The 21,145-nt window shown below is 66.8% G+C and carries 18 protein-coding genes and 3 tRNA genes; 16 read left to right on the forward strand and 5 right to left on the reverse strand.

Features of this window, described 5'->3' with window-relative positions; translation table 11 throughout:
- The first annotated feature begins 19 nt into the window (after positions 1 to 19).
- From gltX to JZY91_RS04675, 9 genes are all read left to right on the forward strand, one after another.
- Complete coding sequence (gene gltX / locus JZY91_RS04635; RefSeq protein ID WP_370639266.1) at positions 20 to 1,519, forward strand: glutamate--tRNA ligase; 1,500 nt, start codon at positions 20 to 22, stop codon at positions 1,517 to 1,519.
- Positions 1,520 to 1,655: 136 nt separating this feature from the next.
- Positions 1,656 to 1,727: transfer RNA gene (locus JZY91_RS04640), tRNA-Gln, on the forward strand.
- A 34-nt stretch (positions 1,728 to 1,761) separates the two neighbouring features.
- A tRNA-Glu gene (locus JZY91_RS04645) sits at positions 1,762 to 1,834 on the forward strand.
- Positions 1,835 to 1,897: 63 nt separating this feature from the next.
- Positions 1,898 to 3,181, forward strand: coding sequence for an alpha/beta hydrolase family protein (locus JZY91_RS04650; protein WP_234948781.1), 1,284 nt, complete (start codon positions 1,898 to 1,900; stop codon positions 3,179 to 3,181).
- An 11-nt stretch (positions 3,182 to 3,192) separates the two neighbouring features.
- Positions 3,193 to 4,473, forward strand: coding sequence for an alpha/beta hydrolase family protein (locus JZY91_RS04655; RefSeq protein WP_234948782.1), 1,281 nt, complete (start codon positions 3,193 to 3,195; stop codon positions 4,471 to 4,473).
- An 81-nt stretch (positions 4,474 to 4,554) separates the two neighbouring features.
- A tRNA-Glu gene (locus JZY91_RS04660) sits at positions 4,555 to 4,630 on the forward strand.
- Positions 4,631 to 4,717: 87 nt separating this feature from the next.
- Positions 4,718 to 5,473, forward strand: coding sequence for a hypothetical protein (locus JZY91_RS04665; protein ID WP_234948783.1), 756 nt, complete (start codon positions 4,718 to 4,720; stop codon positions 5,471 to 5,473).
- A gap of 36 nt (positions 5,474 to 5,509) precedes the next feature.
- Positions 5,510 to 6,517 (forward strand): pyridoxal-phosphate dependent enzyme, encoded by a 1,008-nt coding sequence (locus JZY91_RS04670; RefSeq protein WP_234948784.1) that lies wholly within the window; start codon positions 5,510 to 5,512, stop codon positions 6,515 to 6,517.
- Between the two features lie 4 nt (positions 6,518 to 6,521).
- Positions 6,522 to 9,392 carry an FAD/NAD(P)-binding protein gene (locus JZY91_RS04675; RefSeq protein WP_234948785.1) on the forward strand — a complete coding sequence of 957 codons (2,871 nt, stop codon included), beginning with the start codon at positions 6,522 to 6,524 and terminating at the stop codon, positions 9,390 to 9,392.
- A 423-nt stretch (positions 9,393 to 9,815) separates the two neighbouring features.
- Here JZY91_RS04675 and JZY91_RS04680 read toward each other — a convergent pair whose 3' ends face one another.
- Complete coding sequence (locus tag JZY91_RS04680) at positions 9,816 to 10,502, reverse strand: IclR family transcriptional regulator (protein WP_234948786.1); 687 nt, start codon at positions 10,500 to 10,502, stop codon at positions 9,816 to 9,818.
- Positions 10,503 to 10,561: 59 nt separating this feature from the next.
- Between JZY91_RS04680 and leuC the strand changes: the two genes are divergently transcribed.
- A complete protein-coding gene (leuC, locus tag JZY91_RS04685) occupies positions 10,562 to 11,983 on the forward strand; it encodes a 3-isopropylmalate dehydratase large subunit (protein WP_234948787.1) in 1,422 nt (473 codons plus the stop codon).
- 29 nt (positions 11,984 to 12,012) lie between these two features.
- On the forward strand, positions 12,013 to 12,603 hold the full coding sequence (gene leuD, locus JZY91_RS04690) for a 3-isopropylmalate dehydratase small subunit (protein WP_234948788.1): 591 nt from the start codon (positions 12,013 to 12,015) through the stop codon (positions 12,601 to 12,603).
- Here the strand turns inward: leuD and JZY91_RS04695 are convergent.
- Genes JZY91_RS04695 through JZY91_RS04705 form a run of 3 tightly spaced genes read right to left on the reverse strand, consistent with a single transcriptional unit; the run spans position 12,596 to position 14,587 of the window.
- The gene (locus tag JZY91_RS04695; protein ID WP_234948789.1) at positions 12,596 to 13,048 is read right to left on the reverse strand and encodes a YbjN domain-containing protein; all 453 of its coding nucleotides are present in this window, start codon (positions 13,046 to 13,048) and stop codon (positions 12,596 to 12,598) included. The genes leuD and JZY91_RS04695 overlap by 8 nt on opposite strands.
- A 3-nt stretch (positions 13,049 to 13,051) precedes the next feature.
- Entirely contained in the window at positions 13,052 to 13,531 is a 480-nt protein-coding gene (locus tag JZY91_RS04700) for a YbjN domain-containing protein (protein ID WP_234948790.1), read from the reverse strand.
- Positions 13,532 to 13,567: 36 nt separating this feature from the next.
- Positions 13,568 to 14,587 (reverse strand): bifunctional NUDIX hydrolase/histidine phosphatase family protein, encoded by a 1,020-nt coding sequence (locus JZY91_RS04705; RefSeq protein ID WP_234948791.1) that lies wholly within the window; start codon positions 14,585 to 14,587, stop codon positions 13,568 to 13,570.
- A 65-nt stretch (positions 14,588 to 14,652) separates the two neighbouring features.
- Between JZY91_RS04705 and JZY91_RS04710 the strand changes: the two genes are divergently transcribed.
- Together JZY91_RS04710 and JZY91_RS04715 are read left to right on the forward strand one after the other, a co-directional pair.
- Positions 14,653 to 15,651, forward strand: a complete 999-nt coding sequence (locus tag JZY91_RS04710; protein ID WP_234948792.1) for an NAD(P)H-dependent glycerol-3-phosphate dehydrogenase — start codon at positions 14,653 to 14,655, stop codon at positions 15,649 to 15,651.
- Between the two features lie 96 nt (positions 15,652 to 15,747).
- Positions 15,748 to 16,809, forward strand: coding sequence for a D-alanine--D-alanine ligase family protein (locus tag JZY91_RS04715; RefSeq protein ID WP_234948793.1), 1,062 nt, complete (start codon positions 15,748 to 15,750; stop codon positions 16,807 to 16,809).
- 24 nt (positions 16,810 to 16,833) lie between these two features.
- Here the strand turns inward: JZY91_RS04715 and JZY91_RS04720 are convergent, their stop codons facing one another.
- Entirely contained in the window at positions 16,834 to 17,775 is a 942-nt protein-coding gene (locus tag JZY91_RS04720) for a DUF3515 domain-containing protein (protein WP_234948794.1), read from the reverse strand.
- Positions 17,776 to 17,810: 35 nt separating this feature from the next.
- Here JZY91_RS04720 and JZY91_RS04725 point away from each other — a divergent pair, with 35 nt between their 5' ends.
- The 3 genes from JZY91_RS04725 to JZY91_RS04735 are packed head-to-tail and all read left to right on the forward strand — an operon-like array spanning position 17,811 to position 21,144.
- Positions 17,811 to 18,785 carry a thiamine-phosphate kinase gene (locus JZY91_RS04725; protein ID WP_234948795.1) on the forward strand — a complete coding sequence of 325 codons (975 nt, stop codon included), beginning with the start codon at positions 17,811 to 17,813 and terminating at the stop codon, positions 18,783 to 18,785.
- On the forward strand, positions 18,785 to 19,429 hold the full coding sequence (locus JZY91_RS04730) for a uracil-DNA glycosylase (protein WP_234948796.1): 645 nt from the start codon (positions 18,785 to 18,787) through the stop codon (positions 19,427 to 19,429). Before JZY91_RS04725 ends, JZY91_RS04730 begins: the two co-directional genes overlap by 1 nt.
- An 11-nt stretch (positions 19,430 to 19,440) precedes the next feature.
- The gene (locus JZY91_RS04735; RefSeq protein ID WP_234948797.1) at positions 19,441 to 21,144 is read left to right on the forward strand and encodes a DAK2 domain-containing protein; all 1,704 of its coding nucleotides are present in this window, start codon (positions 19,441 to 19,443) and stop codon (positions 21,142 to 21,144) included.
- Position 21,145 lies beyond the last annotated feature (1 nt).

Raw genomic sequence — 21,145 nt, forward strand, 5'->3', positions numbered from 1 at the left:
ACGCGCTACCATGAGGCGCATGACTGAAGCTGGAAAGATCCGCGTCCGTTTTTGCCCGTCGCCAACCGGCACCCCGCACGTCGGCATGGTGCGCACCGCCCTGTTCAACTGGGCGCAGGCGCGCCACAGCGGCGGCGAGTTTGTGTTCCGCATCGAGGACACGGACGCGGCGCGTGACTCGGAGGAGTCCTACCAGGCCATCATCGACTCGCTTGAGTGGCTGGGCATGACGTGGGACGAAGGCGTGGTCACGGGTGGGCCGCACGAGCCGTACCGCCAGTCGCAGCGCATGGACATCTACAAGGATGTGCTGCAGAAGCTTATCGACGCTGGCGAGGTGTACCCCGCTTACTCCACCAACGAGGAGGTGCAGGAGCGCCACAAGGCGGCCGGCCGTGACCCGCAGCTGGGCTACGACAACTTCGACCGCGATCTGACCGAAGAGCAGATCGCCGCATACGAGGCAGAGGGCCGCAAGCCGGTGTGGCGCCTGCGCATGCCGGAGCAGGATTGGACGTGGAACGACCTGGTCCGCGGTGAGGTGACGTTCAAGGCGGAGACCCAGCCGGACTACGTGGTAGCCCGCTCCAACGGCGCGCCGCTGTACACGCTGGTCAACCCGGTGGATGACGCGTTGATGCGCATCACCCACGTGCTGCGCGGCGAGGATCTGCTCGCATCCACCCCGCGCCAGATGGCGCTCTACGAGGCGCTGAAGCGCATCGGCATCACGGATTTCACGCCGGAGTTCGGCCACCTGCCGTTTGTGATGGGGCAGGGCAACAAGAAGCTGTCCAAGCGCGACCCGGAATCCAACCTGTTCAATCACCGCGACAACGGCATCATCCCCGAGGGCATGATCAACTACCTGGCCCTTCTAGGCTGGTCGCTCTCCGCGGATCAGGACATCTTCACGGTGCAGGAGTTCATCGACGCCTTTGATGTCAGCGACGTGCTGGGCAACCCGGCGCGTTTCGACCAGAAGAAGCTGGAGGCGATCAACGCGGACCACATCCGCATGCTTGAGCCGGAGGACTTCAAGCAGCGCCTGCGCGCGTACCTGACCGAGTACACCGACTTCCCGGCGGACTACCCGGAAGACAAGTTCGCTATCGCGGCGGACCTGGTGCAGACGCGCATCAAGGTGCTTTCGGACGCCTACGGCCTGCTCAAATTCCTCGTCACCGCGGATGAGGACCTTGTGCTGGAGGAAAAGGCTGCCAAGAAGAACCTGAAGGAGGCAGCGATCGAGCCCCTGGACGCCGGTATCGCGGCGCTTGAGGCGATCGGCGAGGAGGACTGGGCCACCGCCAACATCGAGGCCGCGCTGAACAAGGCGCTTATCGACGATCTCGGCTTGAAACCCCGCGTCGCCTTCGGTGCGCTTCGCGTTGGCGTGTCCGGGGAGGCAGTCTCCCCGCCGCTCTTCGAGTCCATGGAGCTTTTGGGCCGCGAATCGACGCTCGCTCGCCTGCGTGCCGCACGCGCAGCAACGCCGTTCGAGGCTACAGCGAAGTAGCTGGCAGTAGCTCACAGTGCTGTAATTCGCCCCGTGAGCAGGCGATTTGGTCGCCTGCGCGGGGCGTGGTTATAGTAATCCACGTTGTTCAGCAGAGCGCAGGGGCAAAACAGCCCAGGTAGAAGCTGAAAAACGATGGCCTATGGTGTAATTGGCAACACTACGGTTTCTGGTACCGTCATTCTTGGTTCGAGTCCAGGTAGGCCAGCAGCAAGACTGCGAAAACGGTTTTGTGTCCTAATGCCCCGTTCGTCTAGCGGCCTAGGACGTCGGCCTCTCACGCCGGTAACACGGGTTCAAATCCCGTACGGGGTACAACGTTAAAAACCTCCGGAAATAACGCATAGTTACTCCGGAGGTTTTCGCTATGCTCGCTCCATGCATACCTCAACTCGCCGCGGCCTCGCGCTGTGCACTGCCCTCGCCTGCGCCGCCGGTGCTGGGGGCGTAGCCGACCCCGTCGCCCAGGCCGCACCCGCCGCGCCCGCTGAGCCCGTCGCCAACACTGACACCGTCGCCAATGCGGGAGCCGTTGCCCAAGCTCGAACGATCAACGCCAAGGAACTCGGCCTTGTGCGCAACCCGGATAGGGTGTCGCTGAGCTCTCGCCTTGAGGGCGTGCGGTTGGACGCGATCCCCATCGTGCTCATCGGTGTGCTGATGAGCGGCATTATCGGCCGCATCGCCTACGGCCAGTTCGCGTTTGAGACCAGTTCCCAAGCGTCCACCGCGCTGGGCTCCAGCCACCGCGTGGACAAGACCTTCCCGGCTGCGGACGCAGCACCGGCGCAGTTCCGCTCACTGACCCATATCCAGGACAACGTGTGGTCCCTCACCGTCTACTCGCCGTCCATGGATAAAGAGATTGTCAACGACATCATCCTGCCGCCGGGCGGCCCGGATAACACCCAGCCACGCCCCACGTATTACCTCCTCGGCGGCGCGGGCGGCGGCGAGAAGACGCCGTGGTGGAAGGATGGCGGCGCGGCTGAGTTCTTTGCGGGTAAGCAGGTGAACGTCGTCACGCCCAAGGGTTCCAAGGGCAACCACCAGGCCGACTGGATGGAGGAAGACCCGAAGCTGGGCACCAACAAGTGGACCACGTACATCACGAAGGAGCTTCCCCCGCTTATCGACGATATGTTCCACGGCACCGGCAAGGATGCCATCGCCGGGCTTTCCATGTCGGGCGGTCCGGCGCTGCGCATGGCGATGCTGGATGACCGCTTCATCGCCGCCGGCACCTACTCGTCCTGCCCGTCCACAACCGGGCTTGTGGGCCAGGCGTTCGCGTCCTCCGGCACCAGGTTCTACAAGGGCGATCCGAAGCGCATGTGGGGCGAACCGTGGAACCCGGCGTGGGCAGCGCACTCAGCGGTGCTCAACGTGGAGGGGTTGAAAGGCAAGAAGGTCTTCCTCACCGCGTCGCGCGGCGTGCCGTCCGATACGGACGTTGAGGTGGAAGATTCGCCGAAGGCCCTCCTGGTGCCGGATGAGCAGCTCGCTTACACCTGCACGCTCCACTTCCTCAGCGAAGCCCGCGCTGCTGGGGTGGACGTGGAGTTCTACGAGTTCGAGGAGGGCACGCACACCTACGGGCTGTTCCGCCGGGAGCTGGTGGCCAGCTGGGAAACGCTGGGCGCGGCCCTGGGTGTGGAATAACGCGGATCACCATGTCGCGCCCGTTGTCTTCGTTGATGAGTTCGCTGTCGTCGGTGAACCCGCTGTCCTCCGTCTTCACCGGCCAACCCAGCAGGTCCGGGTCGAGCATCCTGGACGCGCTGAGCGTGCCGGGGGCTGCCTCGAGTCTGCTCTCCAGCACCTCCATCTTCGCCATCCCCGCGCTGGTGCTGGCCATTCTAGGCGGGGGAATATTCGGTTCCTCGATGTATGAGGGCGTGGGCAGCTCCGGCGCCGCCGCGAGTTCCGGGTTGACTGACGCCAGCCCCACCTTCCCGGACCCGGACGCGCCGCCGGCGGAGTTCCGCGGCATCAAGCACATTGAGAACGATGTGTACGAGGTCACCGTGTGGTCGCCCTCGATGCGCCGGGAGGTGCGCAACGAGGTCATCCTGCCCGGCGGGCCGGATAACACGACCCCGCGGCCGACGTTTTACCTGCTCATGGGTGCAGATGGCGCGGCGAACGGCTGGTCGTGGCGCAACTCCTCGAAGTACCAGGAGTTCTTCCAGGACAAGCTGGTCAACGTGGTCACCCCGATCGGCTCGGTGTCCTCCATGCAGGCGGACTGGTACCGGGACGACCCGAAGACGGGCACGAACAAATGGCTGACCTACTTCACGCGCGAGCTGCCGCCGCTGATGGATGAGCTCTTCCACGGCACGGGCCGCGATGCCATCGCCGGCATCTCCATGTCTGGCGGCCCAGCTATCAACATCGCCAGCCAGGATCCGCAGCGGTTCGTAGCCGCGGCCTCCTACTCCGGCTGCCCGGCGACAAGCGGCGCGGTCGGCGGCATCTACACCTCGTCCGCGCTGAAGATGAATGGCGCGGACCCGGTGCGCATGTGGGGGCTGCCCGGCAACGAGGCGTGGACGGCGCACTCGCCGGTGCTCAACCTCGACGCGCTGCGGGGCACGGCACTGTTCGTGTCCTCCGCGCAGGGTGTGCCGGGAGCGATTGACGCGTCGAAGCATTCGTCGGAACGCATTGGCCCGCCGGTGGTCATCGAAGCCGCTTCCTACGCGTGCTCGAAGTACTTCGTGGACCAAGCGCGGCAGGCGGGGCTGGACGTAGAGTGGTTCGAGCTGGTCGAAGGTACGCACAGCTGGGGGCTCTTTGAAAAGTCGATGCGGGAGAGCTGGCGCGTGATCGGGCCGGCGCTCGGTGTGCAGGCGTTCCAGCGCTCAACACCCGTGACTTCCGCGCCGGCGACGACAGAGGCGCCTCAGCCCCTGGCGCGCAAAGGCTCCCCGGCGGGGAGTTCGAAATAGCCCAATGCCGGTCTGCACCTGCGGATTTGTGCGCTGCAGCTTGCGTCCCCTATTGTAAACAAGTCGCAAAAACGCGAGCGCGCCCCGTTCGTCTAGCGGCCTAGGACGTCGGCCTCTCACGCCGGTAACACGGGTTCAAATCCCGTACGGGGTACCACACAAGCCCTCGGTCTTCGGGCCGGGGGCATTGTGCTGTGCCGGCGGCTCGCCCCCCGCCGAGCCAAACCCCGCTACCATCGCGGGTGTGAACATCCAGCGCCTCCTCGCCGCCGCCGTGCTCGCGGCCGGCGCCGCGTCTTTCGCAGCCTGCTCCTCGCAGTCCACCACGTCGAGCATGCCCGAACCCGCCACCAGCGCGGGCACTGCCGCCGCGACCTCATCTGCCGCAGCGTCAACTGCGTCCGCTGCGTCCTCGTCCGAATCGCCCGCCGTATCCACCACGGTATCCACCGTGACCGAGACGGTTGCCCCGACTTCCCCCGCGCGGGGTGGGGGCGGGGCGGCTGGGAGGGGAGCGTCGTCAAGCGGGGTGCCCGGAGCCCCGCTGGCGTACCCGGGTGCCGGCGGCCCGGTGCCGGCGAACGCCCGGCCAGTGAAGTCGGTGCAGTACATCGACTTCCTCGGCCGCGAACTGGCAATGTTCGTGACCCCGAGCGGCAACATTGGTTGCGAGCTGTCGCCGGAGGGTGCGGACCCGATGCTGCACTGCGGGGTGGAGTCCTACCAGCGCGACGGCATGCTGGGGTACGACCAAGCAGGCTGGCCAAAATGGTTCATTGACGTGCGCGAGCACAACTCCTTTGCCAAGGGGGATGTGCCGCTGTACATGGAGGGGCGCCTCGGCCAGGGCGGCATTATCGCGCCGGAGGTGGTGCCGTACGGGACGGTGGTGCACAACGGCCCGCTGGTGTGCGCGGTGGAAGAGACTGGCGTGACGTGCTGGGACGCGAGCACCGGCCGCGGCGCGTGGATGGCCAGGGAGGGCGTGACCTTCTTCTAGCGCGGCCCGTTCAAACTTTCGCATAAGCTGGGTTGCATGAGTTTTGACGGCCCAGTATCCACGGCACCCGACCATGCAGTGGGCGGTGTGCTCGGCGCGATCGGCCACACCCCGCTCGTTGACCTCTCGCGCGGCTTCACCACCGCCGGCAAAAGCACGAGCGTGTGGGGGAAGCTCGAATCCTTCAACCCCGGCGGCAGCGCAAAAGACCGCACTGCCCGCGCGCTCGTTGCAGATGCCACGCAGCGCGGCCTGCTCTACCCCGGCGCGGTGGCCGTGGAATCCTCCAGCGGCAACTTAGGTGTCGCCCTCGCGCGTGAAGCTGTCGCTGGCGGGTGGGAATTCCACTGCGTGGTGGACGTGCGCACAAACGCCGCCACGCTGCGCATGATCGAAGCGCTGGGCGCCACCCTCCACCCGGTGACGGAGCCGGACCCGGCCACCGGCGACTGGTTGGCGGCGCGCCGGTCAAAGGTCGCGGAGCTGAAGGAGGAGCTCGGCGCCGTGAACCTGGACCAATACTCCAACCGCGCGGCGTTTGACGCCCACAATTTCGGCACGATGGCGGAGATTGTGGACCAGCTCGGCCACGCGCCGGAGGTCCTGGTGATTGCGGTGAGCACCACCGGCACCATCGGTGGCTGCCAGCGCCACATTGAGGAGCACGGCTTCACCACCAAGCTCGTTGCGGTGGATGCGCAGGGCTCCGTGCTTTTCGACGGTTCCCGTGGCCAGCGCATTCTCCCCGGCTACGGCGCCGGCGTAGTACCGGACTTGTCGCGGGAGGTGCACCCGGACCGGGTGATCCGCGTTGAGGCTGCCGATGCCGTGCACGCCGCCCGCGATCTCGCCCGGTCTACCGGCTTCGTCCCAGGAGCTTCGGGCGGCGCGGTGGCGCACGCAGTGCACCAGCTGGTTGCCGAGGAAGCACACAGCGAGATTGTGGCCATCTTCCACGACGACGGACGCGCGTACCTGGACACCGTGTACAACGACGAGTGGGTCGCGGACAAGCTCGGGGACAAGCTGGGAACGGAGGCGTAGCAGCATGAAGGTAGCCATCATCGGTGCGGGCCCCCGCGGTTTGTGGGCGGCGGAAGCGCTCATGGAGCGCGCCCGGCAGCGCGGCGCGGCAATCGATCTCACGGTGTTCAACGATGCTCCGCTCACGGAAGTGTCCGCCCGCGGGGCGTTCCAGCCCGGGCTTCCGGATCGGTGGTTGATCAACGCGCCGAAATCGATCGTCGAAACGCAACTGGGGGCGCTGGACCCGCAGGACGCGCTCGGCGGGAAGTTCGTGCCGCGCAACGCGGTGGGACGCCACCTCGCGGCATCCTGGGAGGCTTTTGCGGAGCACCTGCCGCCGCAGTGCAGCGCGGACTTCCGCACGCTCGACGTCACGGACGTAGTGCCCGTCGACGGCGGGGTAGACGTGCACGGGGAGCGTTTCGGCGAGGCTCTCATCACTACCGGCCATGCGCACACGTGGCCAGGGTCGTTGGCCGGCAAGGACATCGCTGGGCTGCCTGTGATCGCGCCGGCGTACCCGGCGAGCCAACTGGACGCGGTGGGGGAGGACGATGTCGCCCTCGTGCGCGGCGCCGCTCTGACTTTCATCGACGTCGTGCGCTACGCCAAAGCACGCGTGTTCTACCCGGTCACGCGCTCCGGGCGGTTCATGGAGGTCAAGGGCTACCTGGGCGGGGAGCAGGCGCGCCGGGCGGCACCCGCGATCGAGCGTGCTTCCCGTGCAATCGAGCGCTGCGGCGGCCTTGAAGAGCTCAAGGACATCCTGGCCGAATGCGCGTTCGCCGTCTTGGGGGCCGCTGAGGGGGAAGGCACCGAGGCGGATGTCCGCGCGGTGTTGGACGGCTCCGACTTCACGGGCGACCCGGTTGCGGAGCTGCGGTTGTCGCTGGCCGCGGCGGAGGGAACGCGGCCGCTCACTCCCGCACTCGCGGTGGGGATCGCCTTCCGCGAGACGTATGATGCGCTGGTCAGACGAGCGTCGTTCGGCGGCCGCTCGACCCTCGGCGCTGCGAAGTTCGACGCATTCACCCGCACCATGGAGCGCGTCGCGTTCGGCCCGCCGCCGGAGTCCGCGCGCGAGGTGCTCGAGCTTGTCGACGCTCACCGCATCCGCCCCGACCTCATGTCCCGCGGCAACGAAGACCTGGCCGCGTTGGCCGAGGAGGTCGGTGCCACCGTGGTCATCGATTCTGTCATCGCCCCGCCCGGCGTGGTGGAGGGGACGCTGGTGGGCCGGCTGGTGGAGCAAGGCATCGGCCAGCGCTTTGCAGACACGAACGCCCTGCACGTTGAGCGCGACGGCACTTTGGTTGGGCAAAAGCACATCGCCGCCGCCGGCCGCATGAATGAGGGCCTGATCCTGGGGCACGACACGCTGCGCCGCTCAGAGCACGACGTGGTTGACCAGTGGGCCGACCGTGTCAGCCGCGCCGCGATGGCGGATCCGGAGCGCGTGCACGGCATGCCGCCGCTGGAGCCGAAGCGTTTCGTATGGTCCGATGCCCTGCTGGGCGATCCTTCGGCGTGCCGCGACCTCATCGACGCCTATGGCAGCCCCGTCAACGTGCTCAATCCTTCGCCGATGGCCGCGAACATCGCAGAGCTCGTCGATGCCGGTGCGGCCGCAGGCGTGGAGACGAAGGTGTTCTACGCCCGCAAGGCTAACAAGGCGCTCCTGTTCGCCGACACCGCCCGCGACACCGGCAACGGCGTGGACGTGGCCAGCGAGAACGAATTGCGCCAGGTCCTCGCACGCGACGTGCCGGGGGACCGGATCATCCTCTCCGCGGCGATTAAGCCGGACGCGCTGCTGCAGCTGGCCATCGACAATGGTGTGGTCATCTCCGCGGACAGCCGCGCAGAATACGACCGCATCGCACGCCTGGCCGAGGCCACGAGCTCCGCGGCCCCGGCGGGCACGGTTGCCAAGGTCGCCCCGCGTCTCGCGCCGGATCCCGCCACAATGCCGCCGACCCGGTTCGGCGAGCGCCTCGAAGCGTGGGCAGAGCACCTCGCCGTGCCTAACGACCACGTCCGCGTCGTCGGCGTGCACGCGCACCTCCACGGTTACGCCGCCGCAGACCGTTCGGCCGCGCTCACGGAGTGCATGGCGCTCATCGACCGCCTGGTTGCCGCCGGCCACGCACCCGAATTCATCGACATCGGCGGCGGCGTGCCCATGCGCTACCTCGAGCACGAGCACCAGTGGCGCGCTTACCAGCACGCCATCGCGCAGCAACGCGCCGGCTACGCCACGCCGTTCACCTGGAAGTCAGACCCGCTCACCAACACCTACCCCTACTGGCAGGAACCTACCCGCGGTACCTGGCTCACTGAGGTCCTCGCAGGAGGCGTCGGCGACGGCCTGCGCGAGCGCGGCTTGCGACTCCACCTCGAGCCGGGGCGCTCGCTTCTCGACGGCTGCGGCATGATCCTCGCTGAAGTCGCCTTCGTGAAAACCCGCTCCGACGGCCTGCCGCTTGTTGGCCTGGCCATGAACCGCACCCAGTGCCGCACGACGTCCGACGATTACCTCACCGACCCGTTCCTCATCGAAACCGGCACAACCGGTACTGCTGGCACTGCTGGTACTGCTGGTACTGCCACCGCGGTCGGTGCCAGCGGTGCAGCCAACTGTGACCGCCCCGGCGAGCTTGAGGCGTACCTTGTCGGCGCCTATTGCATCGAGGATGAGCTGATCCTGCGCCGCAAGATCCGCTTCCCCCGTGGTGTGGTGCCCGGCGACATTGTGGCTATCCCCAACGCAGCCGGCTACTTCATGCACATCCTGGAAAGCTCGTCGCACCAGATCCCGCTAGCCAAGAACGTGGTGTGGGAGCCGGGTCAAAAAGACGCGGGTACAGCCCGCCTAGATGACATCGACGCGTAGCCAGCCCGGCGACGCTGGCCGCGCCTCGATGACATCGACGCGTCTCCTCCACGTTCGGGTGCCTCGTGCTGCGGAGCCGCGGTATCCGCGCACGGCCAACTGTTTAGGTCGATGTGTTCAGGTCGATGTGTTCAGGTCGATGTGTTCAGGGGCATAACCGCTGGCCACACGCTTCCTAGTCGCCTGTCTAAGAAAACTTGCATAAAATCTTGACCTGCAATTATCGACTTAAACACATGCCCCTGAGTTGACCTGCGGTTATGCCCCTGAAGGTGCCCTCGTCTTGACCTGCAGGTTTATCGCTCCAGCGGGGCTTGCACTCGCCGCGCGGCCAGCGCGGCGACCAGCGCGTGGCGGAGGCGCGCCGCCGCCGGTACCCGGGCGGACCGGGCACCGCGCGGGCGGGGCTAGAAACTGCCGAAACTACAGCGCGCTGGAGATCGCCTCGGCCGCGGCCTTGAGTTCAGTGCCCCATTTCGTGGCCGGGCTGGGGCCCAGGCGTTCGGCCGGGCCGGAGACGGATAACACGGCAATGACGTGCTCGCCCTCGAAGACGGGCGCGGACACGGACGCTAAACCAACCTCGCGCTCGGCCACCGACTCGGCCAGGCCGGTGGAGCGGACGGCGGTGAGGTCTTCGGGTGGGAACGGGGAACCGTCGATAAGCGAAAAAGCCCCGAAGACGCGCGCGGCGGAACCGGCCGCAAGCGAGAGCTGGGAGCCGACCGGGACGGTGTACGTGAGGCCGGAGGTGGGTTCCTCGGAGGCGATGCAGGTGCGGGTGTCGCCGGAGAGCTCGTAGAGCTGGACCGATTCGCCGGTGGTGGCCACCAGGTTGCGCATCACGGGTGCGGCGGCGCCCAGCAGGCGCGGGGAGGTGGAGGCGCTGAAGTGCTCGAGTGCGGGGCCGATGGTCCAGGCACCGGACTCGGTGCGGGCCAGCAGCTGGTGGACCTCGAGCGCGGTGGCGATGCGGTGGGTGGTGGCGCGCGGCAAGGTCGTGTCCTGGCTGAGGGCCGCCAGCGACTTGTCCCCGCGGCTGACCGAGCGGAGGATGGCAACGGCGCGGTCGAGGACCTTGATGCCGGAGTCTTCGCTATACTGTCTCACGTTATGGATCGTACCATCCCGCATTTTGGAAAGGTGTGGGTGTGAGAAGGAGGAACGCGATGGCGGAGCGACCGTTGACGCTGGCGGAAAAGGTGTGGCGCGACCACGTTGTCACCAAGGGTGAAAACGGCGAGCCGGACCTGATCTACATCGACTTCCAGTTGCTGCACGAGGTTACCTCCCCGCAGGCGTTCGACGGCCTGCGCATGGCCGGCCGCAAGCTCCGCCACCCAGAGCTGCACCTGGCAACGGAGGACCACAACGTGCCCACCGAGGGCATCACTACCGGAAACCTCCTGGAGATCGCAGAACCGACCTCGCGCACCCAGGTGGAGACGCTGCGCAAGAACTGCGAGGAATTCGGCGTGCGCCTGCACCAGATGGGAGACGTGAAGCAGGGCATCGTCCACACCGTCGGCCCGCAGCTGGGCATTAGCCAGCCAGGTATGACGATTGTGTGCGGTGACTCGCACACCTCCACCCACGGCGCGTTCGGCTCCATCGCGTTCGGCATCGGCACCTCTGAGGTGGAGCACGTGATGGCCACCCAGACGCTCTCGCTCAAGCCGTTCAAGACGATGGCCATCGAGGTCTCCGGCGAGCTGCAGGAGGGCGTGACGGCAAAGGACCTGATCTTGGCCATCATTGCCAAGATCGGCACTGGCGGCGGCCAGGGCCACGTGATCGAATACCGCGGCGAGGCAATTGAGAAGCTCTCCATGGAAGCCCGCATGACCATCTGCAACATGTCCATCGAGGCGGGCGCCCGAGCGGGCATGGTCGCGCCCGACCAGAAGACCTTTGACTACGTGGAGGGCCGCGAGTACGCGCCGAAGGGCGCGGACTGGGACGCGGCCGTGGAGTACTGGAAGACATTGCCGACGGATGAGGGCGCGGAGTTCGACACCGTGGTGGAAATCGACGGCTCCGCGCTGACCCCCTTTGTCACCTGGGGCACCAACCCCGGCCAGGGCCTGCCGCTGGCCGCCAACGTGCCGGACCCGGAGGACTTTGCGGACGACGCGGCCAAGCAGGCCGCCGAGAAGGCGCTGGCCTACATGGACCTCACCCCGGGCACGCCGCTGCGCGACATCAAGATTGACACCGTCTTCCTCGGCTCCTGCACCAACGCCCGCATCGAGGACCTGCGCGCTGCCGCCGAGGTGGTGAAGGGCCGCCGCATCGCCGAGGGCACCCGCATGCTGGTCGTGCCGTCCTCCACCATGGTCAAGCAGCAGGCGGAGGAAGAAGGCCTGCACCTCATCTTCACCGAGTTCGGGGCGGAGTGGCGCACTGCCGGCTGCTCCATGTGCCTGGGCATGAACCCGGACCAGCTCGCGCCGGGGGAGCGCTCCGCGTCCACCTCCAACCGCAACTTTGAGGGCCGCCAGGGCCCGGGCGGCCGCACCCACCTGGTGTCCCCGCTGGTTGCCGCCGCAACCGCAGTCACCGGCCACCTCGCAAGCCCAGCCGACCTTTAACCGCCGACCCGAAAGAAGGGACTACCCAAATGGAAAAGTTCACTACCCACACCGGCGTCGGCGTGCCGCTGACCCGCTCCAACGTGGATACGGACCAGATCATCCCCGCCCGCTACCTCAAGCGCGTCTCCCGCACCGGCTTCGAGGACGGCCTGTTCTCTAACTGGCGCGAGACCGAGCCGGATTTCGTGCTCAACCAGGAGGCGTTCGCGGCGGGCTCCGTCCTGTTCGCGGGCCCAGACTTTGGCACCGGCTCCTCCCGCGAGCACGCCGTGTGGGCGCTGATGGATTACGGCTTCAAGGCCGTGTTCAGCCCGCGCTTCGCGGATATCTTCCGCGGCAACTCCGGCAAGGCTGGCCTGCTCGCCGGCATCATGAGCGAGTCCGACATCGAGCTGATCTGGAAGCAGCTCGAGCAGCAGCCCGGTCTCGAAGCCACGGTCTCGCTGGAGGACCGCACGGTCACCGTCGGCGAGAACACCTACACGTTCGAGATCGACGATTACACCCGCTGGCGTCTGCTCGAAGGTCTCGACGACATTGGGCTCACGCTTCGCGACGAAAGCTCGATCGACCGCTTCGAAGCGGAGCGGCCGTCCTTTAAGCCGTCGATTAGCTAGCGTCGATCTGCTGGATGACCTCGGGGGCGAACTCGGTCAGGAAATCGCGCGACGCGTTGACCACGCCCTCGATGCCCGAGGTGATGTGGGCGACGAATTGGTCGTGCGAGTACCCCCAGTCGCCCGGCAGGCTGAACACCGCGCCGAAAGCGGTGAGATCGCGATCCGGGTCGATGATCGCGGTGGCGGTGGGGAAGGCGTTGGCGGCGTTGTAGCGCTCCACCCACCCCAGCACCTCGGGGAATTTGCCTGCGGTGACGGTGTCCACGGCAACCGTGGTCACAATGGAGATCGTGTTGCCGTGCTGCTTGAGCTCCATCCCGATGCCGGAGAAGCCGGTGCGCAGGACGCTGCCTTCCTCGGTGATGTCGTACTTCCAGCCCATCTCGTCGAAGAGGGCGGGGATGCGGTCGAAGGTCAGGGGTGCAAGGGTCTGCTCAGCCATGGCCTATGCCTCGCTTTCAGGGGTCTCGGTAGCTGCTGCGGCGTTGTCACCGGGCATCGGGTCAAGGATGCCCGGCACGTGCTTGCCCAGCTTCTCGGCGATGTGGTGGATGGCGGAGAAGTAGAACTCCAGCATGCTCTTCAGCTGGGAATCCGTAACGCCGGCGGTGGTGAAAAACGGCGCCTCAATCACCGCCACCGCGGTGTCGTCCTCGCGCACAATCGGGTGGGTGCGCACCAGGGGTACCACTGCGTTGATGTCGTTGGCCACATAGCGCAGCTTCTGCACCTGTTCCGGCTTACGGGCGGTGGCCATCCAGCGCGTGGATACCTTGAACCCGGCATCGATCACGGTGAAGAAGCAGACCAGCCCGGGGAACGCGGTGGTGGTTTCGCCGTCCTCGCCGCGGAAGTGCTTGAGGCCGAACCCGTCGAGCTGGGCCTCGATGCGTTCTTGGGTGACTGGGGAAAGTGTCTCGCTCATCGGCGCTCCTTAAGAAAACGTCGTTCGTACTAATGGTTACTGCACCGGCAGCGCGGTGGGGATGTAGTCCGCGCCCGTGAGCTGGCCGCCCGCGAAGCTCAGCACCCACGTGGAGCCTTTCTTGGCGTTGATCTCGCCGTCGAGGGGCAGGGTGCCTTGCGACGACAGCCACGCCACCATCGCCGGGATCACATCTCCCTGGGCGCAGATCACGCTCGTGCCGCCGAGCTCCACCACGTCCATGAACGCGCGCTGCGCCTCCACCATATGCTCCAGCCACGCCGCGTCGCCGAAGCGGGGATCAACGGTGACCTCAATGCCCAGTTCATCGGCCAGCGGGGCGACGGTTGCTTGGCAACGGTCCGGCTCCGCGGAGAAGATCCGGGTCGGCGCGAACGGGGCCAGCATGGGCACCAGCATCTCGGACTGGCGGCGGCCCTTCTTGTCCAACGGGCGCAGATTATCGTCGCCGGACCACTTCTCCCGGTCGTGCGCGCGGGCGTGGCGCACGTAGAGAATGCGGGCATCCGCGGGGGTGGTGAAGCGCTTCTGCGCTTTCGCAAGCACCTCCCGGTCGAGGTCGTAGCTCATCAGCTCCTTCGCCTCGTCGATAGGCAGCCAGCGGATCTCGTCCACCTCATCGTTCGGCTCGAACTCGCCGCCGACGACCTCGCCCGTCCAGTAATAGACCACCTTGGTGGTGTTCTTCACCGGATACACGGTCTTGCCGATCAGCTTGCCCAGCCGAATGTCGTAGCCCGTCTCTTCCTTGATCTCGCGCACAGCGGTGGCGATTAAGGATTCGCCGGGGTCTACCTTGCCTTTGGCCAGCGACCAATCGTCGTAATGCGGGCGGTGGATGCACGCCACGCGCACGGTGTCCGGCTCAGCGAGCGTGCCGCGCCACAGCACAGCACCGGCGGCGAGGGTGGTGCGGGGGAACTCCTTCTGCGGCTTCACCGGCACTTCCTGGTAACGGCCGGTGAGAAACATTTCCCCCGATTCGTCCTTATCCTGCTCGTGCAACTCGTGAGGGTTCGAAGGCGACGTTGACATACGTTCCATTGTGGCACGCCCACTCACACCATGGAGGGCGGGCGCGGATGTTAGCGTTAGTCACCATGGTTAACGTGGCAGTGATGGGCGCCGGCTCTTGGGGCACCACCCTGGCGAAAGTGTTCGCGGACGGGGGCAATGCCGTGCGGCTGTGGGCGCGCCGCCCAGAGCTCACCGACGCCATTGCCTCCACGCGGGAAAATCCGGACTACCTGCCGGGCATTACGCTGCCGGAGGCGATCACCGCTACCTCTGACGCGCAAGCCGCACTCAACGGTGCGGACATCGCGGTTTTCGCCGTGCCGAGCCAAACCATGCGGGAAAACCTCACCGTGTGGGCGCCGCACCTGAAGCCGGACGCGACGCTGCTCTCTATCTCCAAGGGCATCGAATCCGGCACGTACATGCGGATGAGCCAGATCATCGCCGAAGTTACCGGCGCAGACCCCAACCGTATCGCTGTGCTTAGCGGTCCGAACCTCTCCCGCGAGATCGCGGAGGAGCAGGCGGCTGCCACGGTGATCGCTTGCACCGACTTGAACCGCGCGAAGCTCATCCAGGCCGCGTGCGCCACGCAGTACCTGCGCCCGTACACCAACACCGATGTCATCGGCTGCGAGGTCGGCGGCGCCACCAAGAACGTCATCGCGCTGGCCTGCGGCATGGCGGCCGGCCAGGGCCTGGGCGAAAACACCATTGCCACCTTGATCACCCGCGGGCTGGCGGAAATCACCCGCCTTGGGCTCTCGCTGGGTGCGGATGCCCGCACGTTCTCCGGCCTGGCGGGCTTGGGCGACCTGGTTGCCACGTGTTCTTCCCCGCTTTCCCGTAACCGCACGTTCGGCAAGGCGCTCGGCGCGGGCGCGACGATGGAAGAGGCCCGCGCGGCCACCCGCGGCCAGGTGGCGGAGGGCGTGACCTCCTCCCGCAGCATCCACCAGCTCGCGCATGTGCAGGGCGTAGAGCTGCCCATCACCCACGCCGTGCACGCTGTGTGCCACCAGGGACTCCGGGTGGAGGACGCCATCTCGGCGCTGATGGGCCGCTCCAAGAAATCCGAGTAGGCTGCGCCACTACCGCGCCACCACTGCGCCACAAACTAGGCCGCATGCCGTGTCGCGGTTTCCGGAGAGCGCCGCGGCGGCAGGTACGCTCGAGCCGTGGTTCGTATTGCCGTGATCTACGGTGGCCAGTCCACCGAACACTCCATTTCCTGCATCTCCGCCGGCGCCATTATGGCGCACCTGCCCAGCGAGACCTATGAGGTCTACCCGGTCGGCATCACGCGCGACGGCACGTGGGTCGAGGGCAGCATCGATCCCGTCGCCGGGGCAGCCTTGCCCGAGGTTGCGGGGGAAAGGGAGCTCCGCTTATCGACGTCTCCTGCAACCCGCGGACAATTCACCGACGCAGCGACGGGTGAAGTCGCGGCGGAAGTAGACGTGATCTTCCCGGTCCTGCACGGCAAGTTCGGCGAGGACGGCACCATCCAGGGGCTTTTCGAGCTTTCCGGCGTTCCGTACGTCGGCCCGGGTGTCTTGGCCTCTGCATGCGGCATGGACAAGGAGTTCACCAAGAAGGTCGTCGCCGCGGCGGGCCTCATGGTCGCAGAAGGCGTGCTGCTGCGCGCCGGGGAGCGAAGCGACCTCACCGCTGAGGAGAGGGACCGCCTCGGCCTGCCGGTGTTTGTCAAACCCGCCAACGGCGGATCCTCCATCGGCGTGTCCAAGGTGGATGACTGGGATGACCTCCCGGCCGCCGTAAAGCTGGCGTTCGCCAACGACGCGAAGGTGCTGGTTGAGGCGGCGCTGGTGGGCGACGAGGTGGAAGTCGGCGTTTTGGAATACCCGGACGGCCACGTGGAGGCATCCGTGCCCGCCAAGCTCAACGGCACCGATGATTCGGACGAAGGGTTCTACGGCTTCGAAACCAAGTACCTGGAACACCACGTCACCGCCACCATCCCCGCGCCCTATGACGATGAGATGTGCGGCAACCTCCGCTCCTTGGCCATCCGAGCGTTTAGGGCACTCGACTGCAAGTCCCTCGCCCGCGTGGATTTCTTTGTCACCCCCTACGGCCCTGTGCTCAATGAGGTGAACACCATGCCTGGCTTTACGCCGATCTCCATGTACCCCCAGGTGTGGCAGGGCAGCGGCCTCGAATACAGCGAGCTGCTGGACATCCTTGTCACAACAGCCCTGGAGCGCGGCGGCCGTTAGCGCTGCCGGCAGGCGCGGCGAGCGCTAACCAGCCGAGCGCGCCTCTGGCACGTTCTGGCTGATCAGCTCGGTGAGGTTGGTAATCGCCTCGTTGCCCCCGCCCATCGGGAGGTATGCGGCCACCATCGCCTCGCGGCCGAGGGCGTACATGGTGCGGCCCGCCGCACCGCCGCTGGCCAGCGGGTCCTCGAACCACGGTACGTCGTTGATCTGGGTCAGCTGGGCACCGGCCTCGTAGGCCTCCGGTTCGGCCACGCCGCAGCGCAGCACAATCGGTTCCTTGCCGGGAGAAGTCCAGGCGTAGGTGTGTTCCTCGGAAACGTCGATACGCGTGTAGCCCTCCGCGATGGAGTCCGGTGCCGCGATGCTGCCGCAGCCCGCAGTATCCCCGGCGGGGAGTTGGGACAGGGGAGCGGGCTCCACCGCCACGTCTGCCACCGGCAGCTGAGCCGCGTCGATGCGGTCGACTGGTGTCTCACCGTCGCGGAGCTGCGCCAGGTCGGCCGTCACAGCGACAACGGGGGAACGGTCCGTGGTGAACCAGGTGGACATGGTCGTGCCGGCAACATCGTCCACACGCAGCCAGCGGGTGCCGCCGATATCCTCCGGCTGGGCGTAAGCGTGGAACTGCAGCGGCCACTCCACGCCGCAGCGCAACGTGACTCGCTCGGTGGAGGAACGCTGCCACGCCGCCACGCCCGCCGGTGCGGGTTCTGCGATTTCGGCGCGCGGATAATCCATCACGCGCTCCGGCAAGCTGGCGATGAAATCGGCGCACTCTTGGGACTGCGCGCCGGGCGACGGCAGCTCCGGCATCGCAACCGGCTGGGTTGCGGCCTGTTGGAACATGAATCGGGCGCCGAACAGCACGCCCACCACCATCGCTATCGCTAGGCCGAGGATGATGTAAATCGGGGTCCGGCTAATCTTGGCGCTAGTTTCCGCGTGAGTGTCCGTCGAGCTCATGGCGGCTCAGTCTACTGAAAGGCCAAGTCAGAAACGTGATTCGCACAGGGTTCCCGGACTTCGGCCCCACGCTCGGGGAGGTGGGGGAGCGCGGCGTGATCGATGCCATCGTCGCCGCCGCGCCGTCGGCGATCAACGGCGATGATGCGGCGGTGTTCACCCCTGCAGCACCCAATTCCCGCGTGGTGGCGTCCACGGACATGCTGGTTGCAGGCCGCCATTTCACCCCGGAATACTCCACCCCGTTCCACGTTGGCCAGAAGGCCGTGGTGCAAAACTTCGCGGACATTGAGGCGATGGGTGCGCGTCCCCTCGCCGCGCTGCTGGCCATCTCCGCCCCGCCCAGCATGCCGGTCGCAGTCATTGAGGAGCTGGCGCGCGGGGTGGGCAGCATGACAGAGGCGTGGTCTTCAGAACTTGTGGGCGGGGATGTGACTGCGGGCAAGGATCTTGTAGTCTCCGTCACTGCTATCGGCTCCCTCGGCGGCAACCTCGAGGCGCTGCGCCTGGACCGTGCGCGGCCCGGCCAGCGGGTGGTTGCGCATGGCAGGCTGGGCTACTCGGCGGCGGGGTTGGCGCTGCTGCAGCACGCCGCCGAGACGGGCATCCCCGTGCCGGAGCGCTTCGAACCCCTCGTGCAGGCGCACCAGGTCCCGCATATCACCCCAGGTCGCGGGGTAGTGGCGCGCTCAGCCGGAGCCACGGCCATGACGGATAACTCAGACGGGTTGATCAAGGACTTCTCCACCATGGCGCGGCGCTCCGGCGTGGGCATCGAGCTGTCCGCGGTGGCGCTATCGCCGGACAAGATCCTCGTGGACGCTGCCCGCTACCTCAACGCGGATCCGTGGCAGTGGGTGCTGTGCGGCGGGGAGGACCACACGCTCATCGGCACCTGCGACCGCTCCGCCCCGGTGGGCTTTCGCTCTATCGGCACCGTGACCCGCCAGGAGGGCGTGCGTATCGACGGCAAGGAGCCGGCCTACACCGGCGGGTGGGAGAGCTTCTGATGAATCTGCCGGTGCATGAAAGCTGGCAGGCGCCTCTAGCGAGCGTCGAAAAGCAGATCCACGAGATGGGGGACTTCCTGCGCACGCAGGACGCGTACCTCCCACGCGGGCACGACATCCTGCGCGCCTTCCACCAGCCGTTCGATGAGGTGCGCGTGCTCATCCTTGGCCAGGACCCGTACCCCACGCCCGGGCACCCGATGGGGCTCGCGTTCTCCACGCAGCCGGGGGTGCCCGCCCCGCGCTCGCTGGTGAACATTTACAAAGAGCTTTACGACGATTGCGGGGTCCCGCCCCGCCAAGACGGCGACCTCTCAAGTTGGTCGACGCAGGGGATCATGCTGCTGAACAGAGTGCTCACCGTGCGGCCGGGTGCCCCCGGCTCGCACCGTGGAAAAGGGTGGGAAGCGGTGACAGAGGCGGCGATTCGTGCGCTGGCGCAACGGGACACGCCGCTGGTTGCCATCTTGTGGGGGCGCGACGCACAGCAGGCCACGGCGTTTCTGGGCGATACGCCGGTGATCGCGTCGCCACATCCTTCCCCCTTGTCCGCCAGCCGCGGCTTCTTCGGGTCGCGGCCGTTCTCCCGCGCCAACGAGGCGCTGGAAAGCCAGGGAGCGGACCCGGTGGACTGGTCGTTGTAAACTCAACCGTCATGGTGACACCCCCCGCTTTTGACGGCGCGCGGTTGCTCGAGTGGGCGCAGCGCGCGGCCGATGAGCTGAACCGTAGGCGGGTGGAAATCAACAAACTCAACGTCTTCCCGGTCCCGGATGCGGATACGGGTTCCAACATGGCGCACACCATGGCTTCCGCCGTGGCGGAAGCGCAGGGGTTGCCGGAAGACGCGTCCGTTGAGCAGGTTGCCTCTGCACTCGCCATCGGTGCGGTGAAGGGTGCGCGCGGCAACTCCGGTGTGGTGCTTTCCCAGGTCATCCGCGGCCTTGCCCAGTCCGTGCAGCGCGACACCCCGGGAGGCACAGTGATCGCGGACGCGTTGGCGGCCGCGGTGACGTTTGTGGACCGGGCGATTGCGGAGCCCGTCGAAGGCACCGTAATTACGGTGCTGCGCGCCGCCTCTGTCGCGGCGGCCCAAGCGGTGGCAGACGCAGAGGATCCCGCCCATCCCTCAATCGAAGAGGTGGCCGGTGCTGCCACCGACGCCGCGCGTACGGCGCTGGCGAACACGCCGTCTCAGCTCGAAGTGCTGCGTGAAGCCGGCGTAGTGGATGCGGGCGGCACCGGGCTAGTGGTCCTGCTCGAGGCCTTGACCGACGAAGTCGCCGGAGCCGCGCCCACCGACTATCTCCCGGGCGCGCCAGATACACCGGTTGGACACTGTGAGCCGCAACCCGACGCAGGACCACCCACTCCCTCGGAGGCGGGCCACGGCAGCGCCGGCAAGCTCGAGGTGATGTTCATGTTCGCGGGCGACCTCGACGCCCTCGAAACGGAATTGGCCGAGTTGGGCGACAGCCTCGTCATCGCCCGCCTCGGTGCGGGTGATGCCGGAAGCTCCGCAACCGCCGGCCCCCAATCCGCCGCTTCCGGCAAGGTGCACATCCACGCTCACACACGGCACGCGGGCGAGGTAGTTTCACGCGCGTTCGCCGCCGGCGGCGTCACCGACCTGCGGTTCGAGATCCTGCCGCCGGAGCCGACAACAGACACTCCGCAGCGGCTCATCCTCGCTGTCACACCCCCGGGCTCCCTCACCGCGCTGTATGAGGAAGCGGGCGCTGTCACCGTCGCGCCGGGCGAAGACGTGGTCGCGGACATCCTCTCCACTATCCGCCGCAGCGGGGCAAGCGAGGTGCTGCTTCTTCCCAACGGCCTGCTGGATCGCCGCAACCTCGCCGCCGTGGAGAAGGCGGCCCGCGCATTCGAGCAGACGGTGACACTGCTGCCCACAGTCCGCCTGGTCTCCGGCATCGCGGCCCTCACGGTGCACGACCCGAACCAGCCGCTGGCTACCGCCGCGTTCACCATGTCTGAAGCGGCCGGCGAAATGCGCACCGCCGTCGCGCACCGCGCCCCGCGCGCCGGGTTGATCCAAGGCGGCGCTGTGGCAAAGGGCGATGTCGTCGTGACCGCGCATGGTGAGACGGTGATTATTGACGAGGATCCGCTGTGCGCCGTCGAACGCACCTGCAAGCGATTCCTGGAGCACGGCGGGGAGCAGGTGTCCATCCTCTTCGACCCAGATGAGTTCAGCCCCGCAGGGTTTGGTCCGGGCGCGGGCGCAGACCCAGCCGCTCTTGCGGAGCAGTTCGCAGGGCTCGAACCCGCACTTGGCGTAGAAGTCATGGCTTACCCGGCCGATGAACTGGGTGCGATCGCGGAGATTGGGGTGGAGTAGG

Origin of the sequence: Corynebacterium sp. CNCTC7651 (genome assembly GCF_021496665.1) — a bacterium.
Classification (GTDB): domain Bacteria; phylum Actinomycetota; class Actinomycetes; order Mycobacteriales; family Mycobacteriaceae; genus Corynebacterium.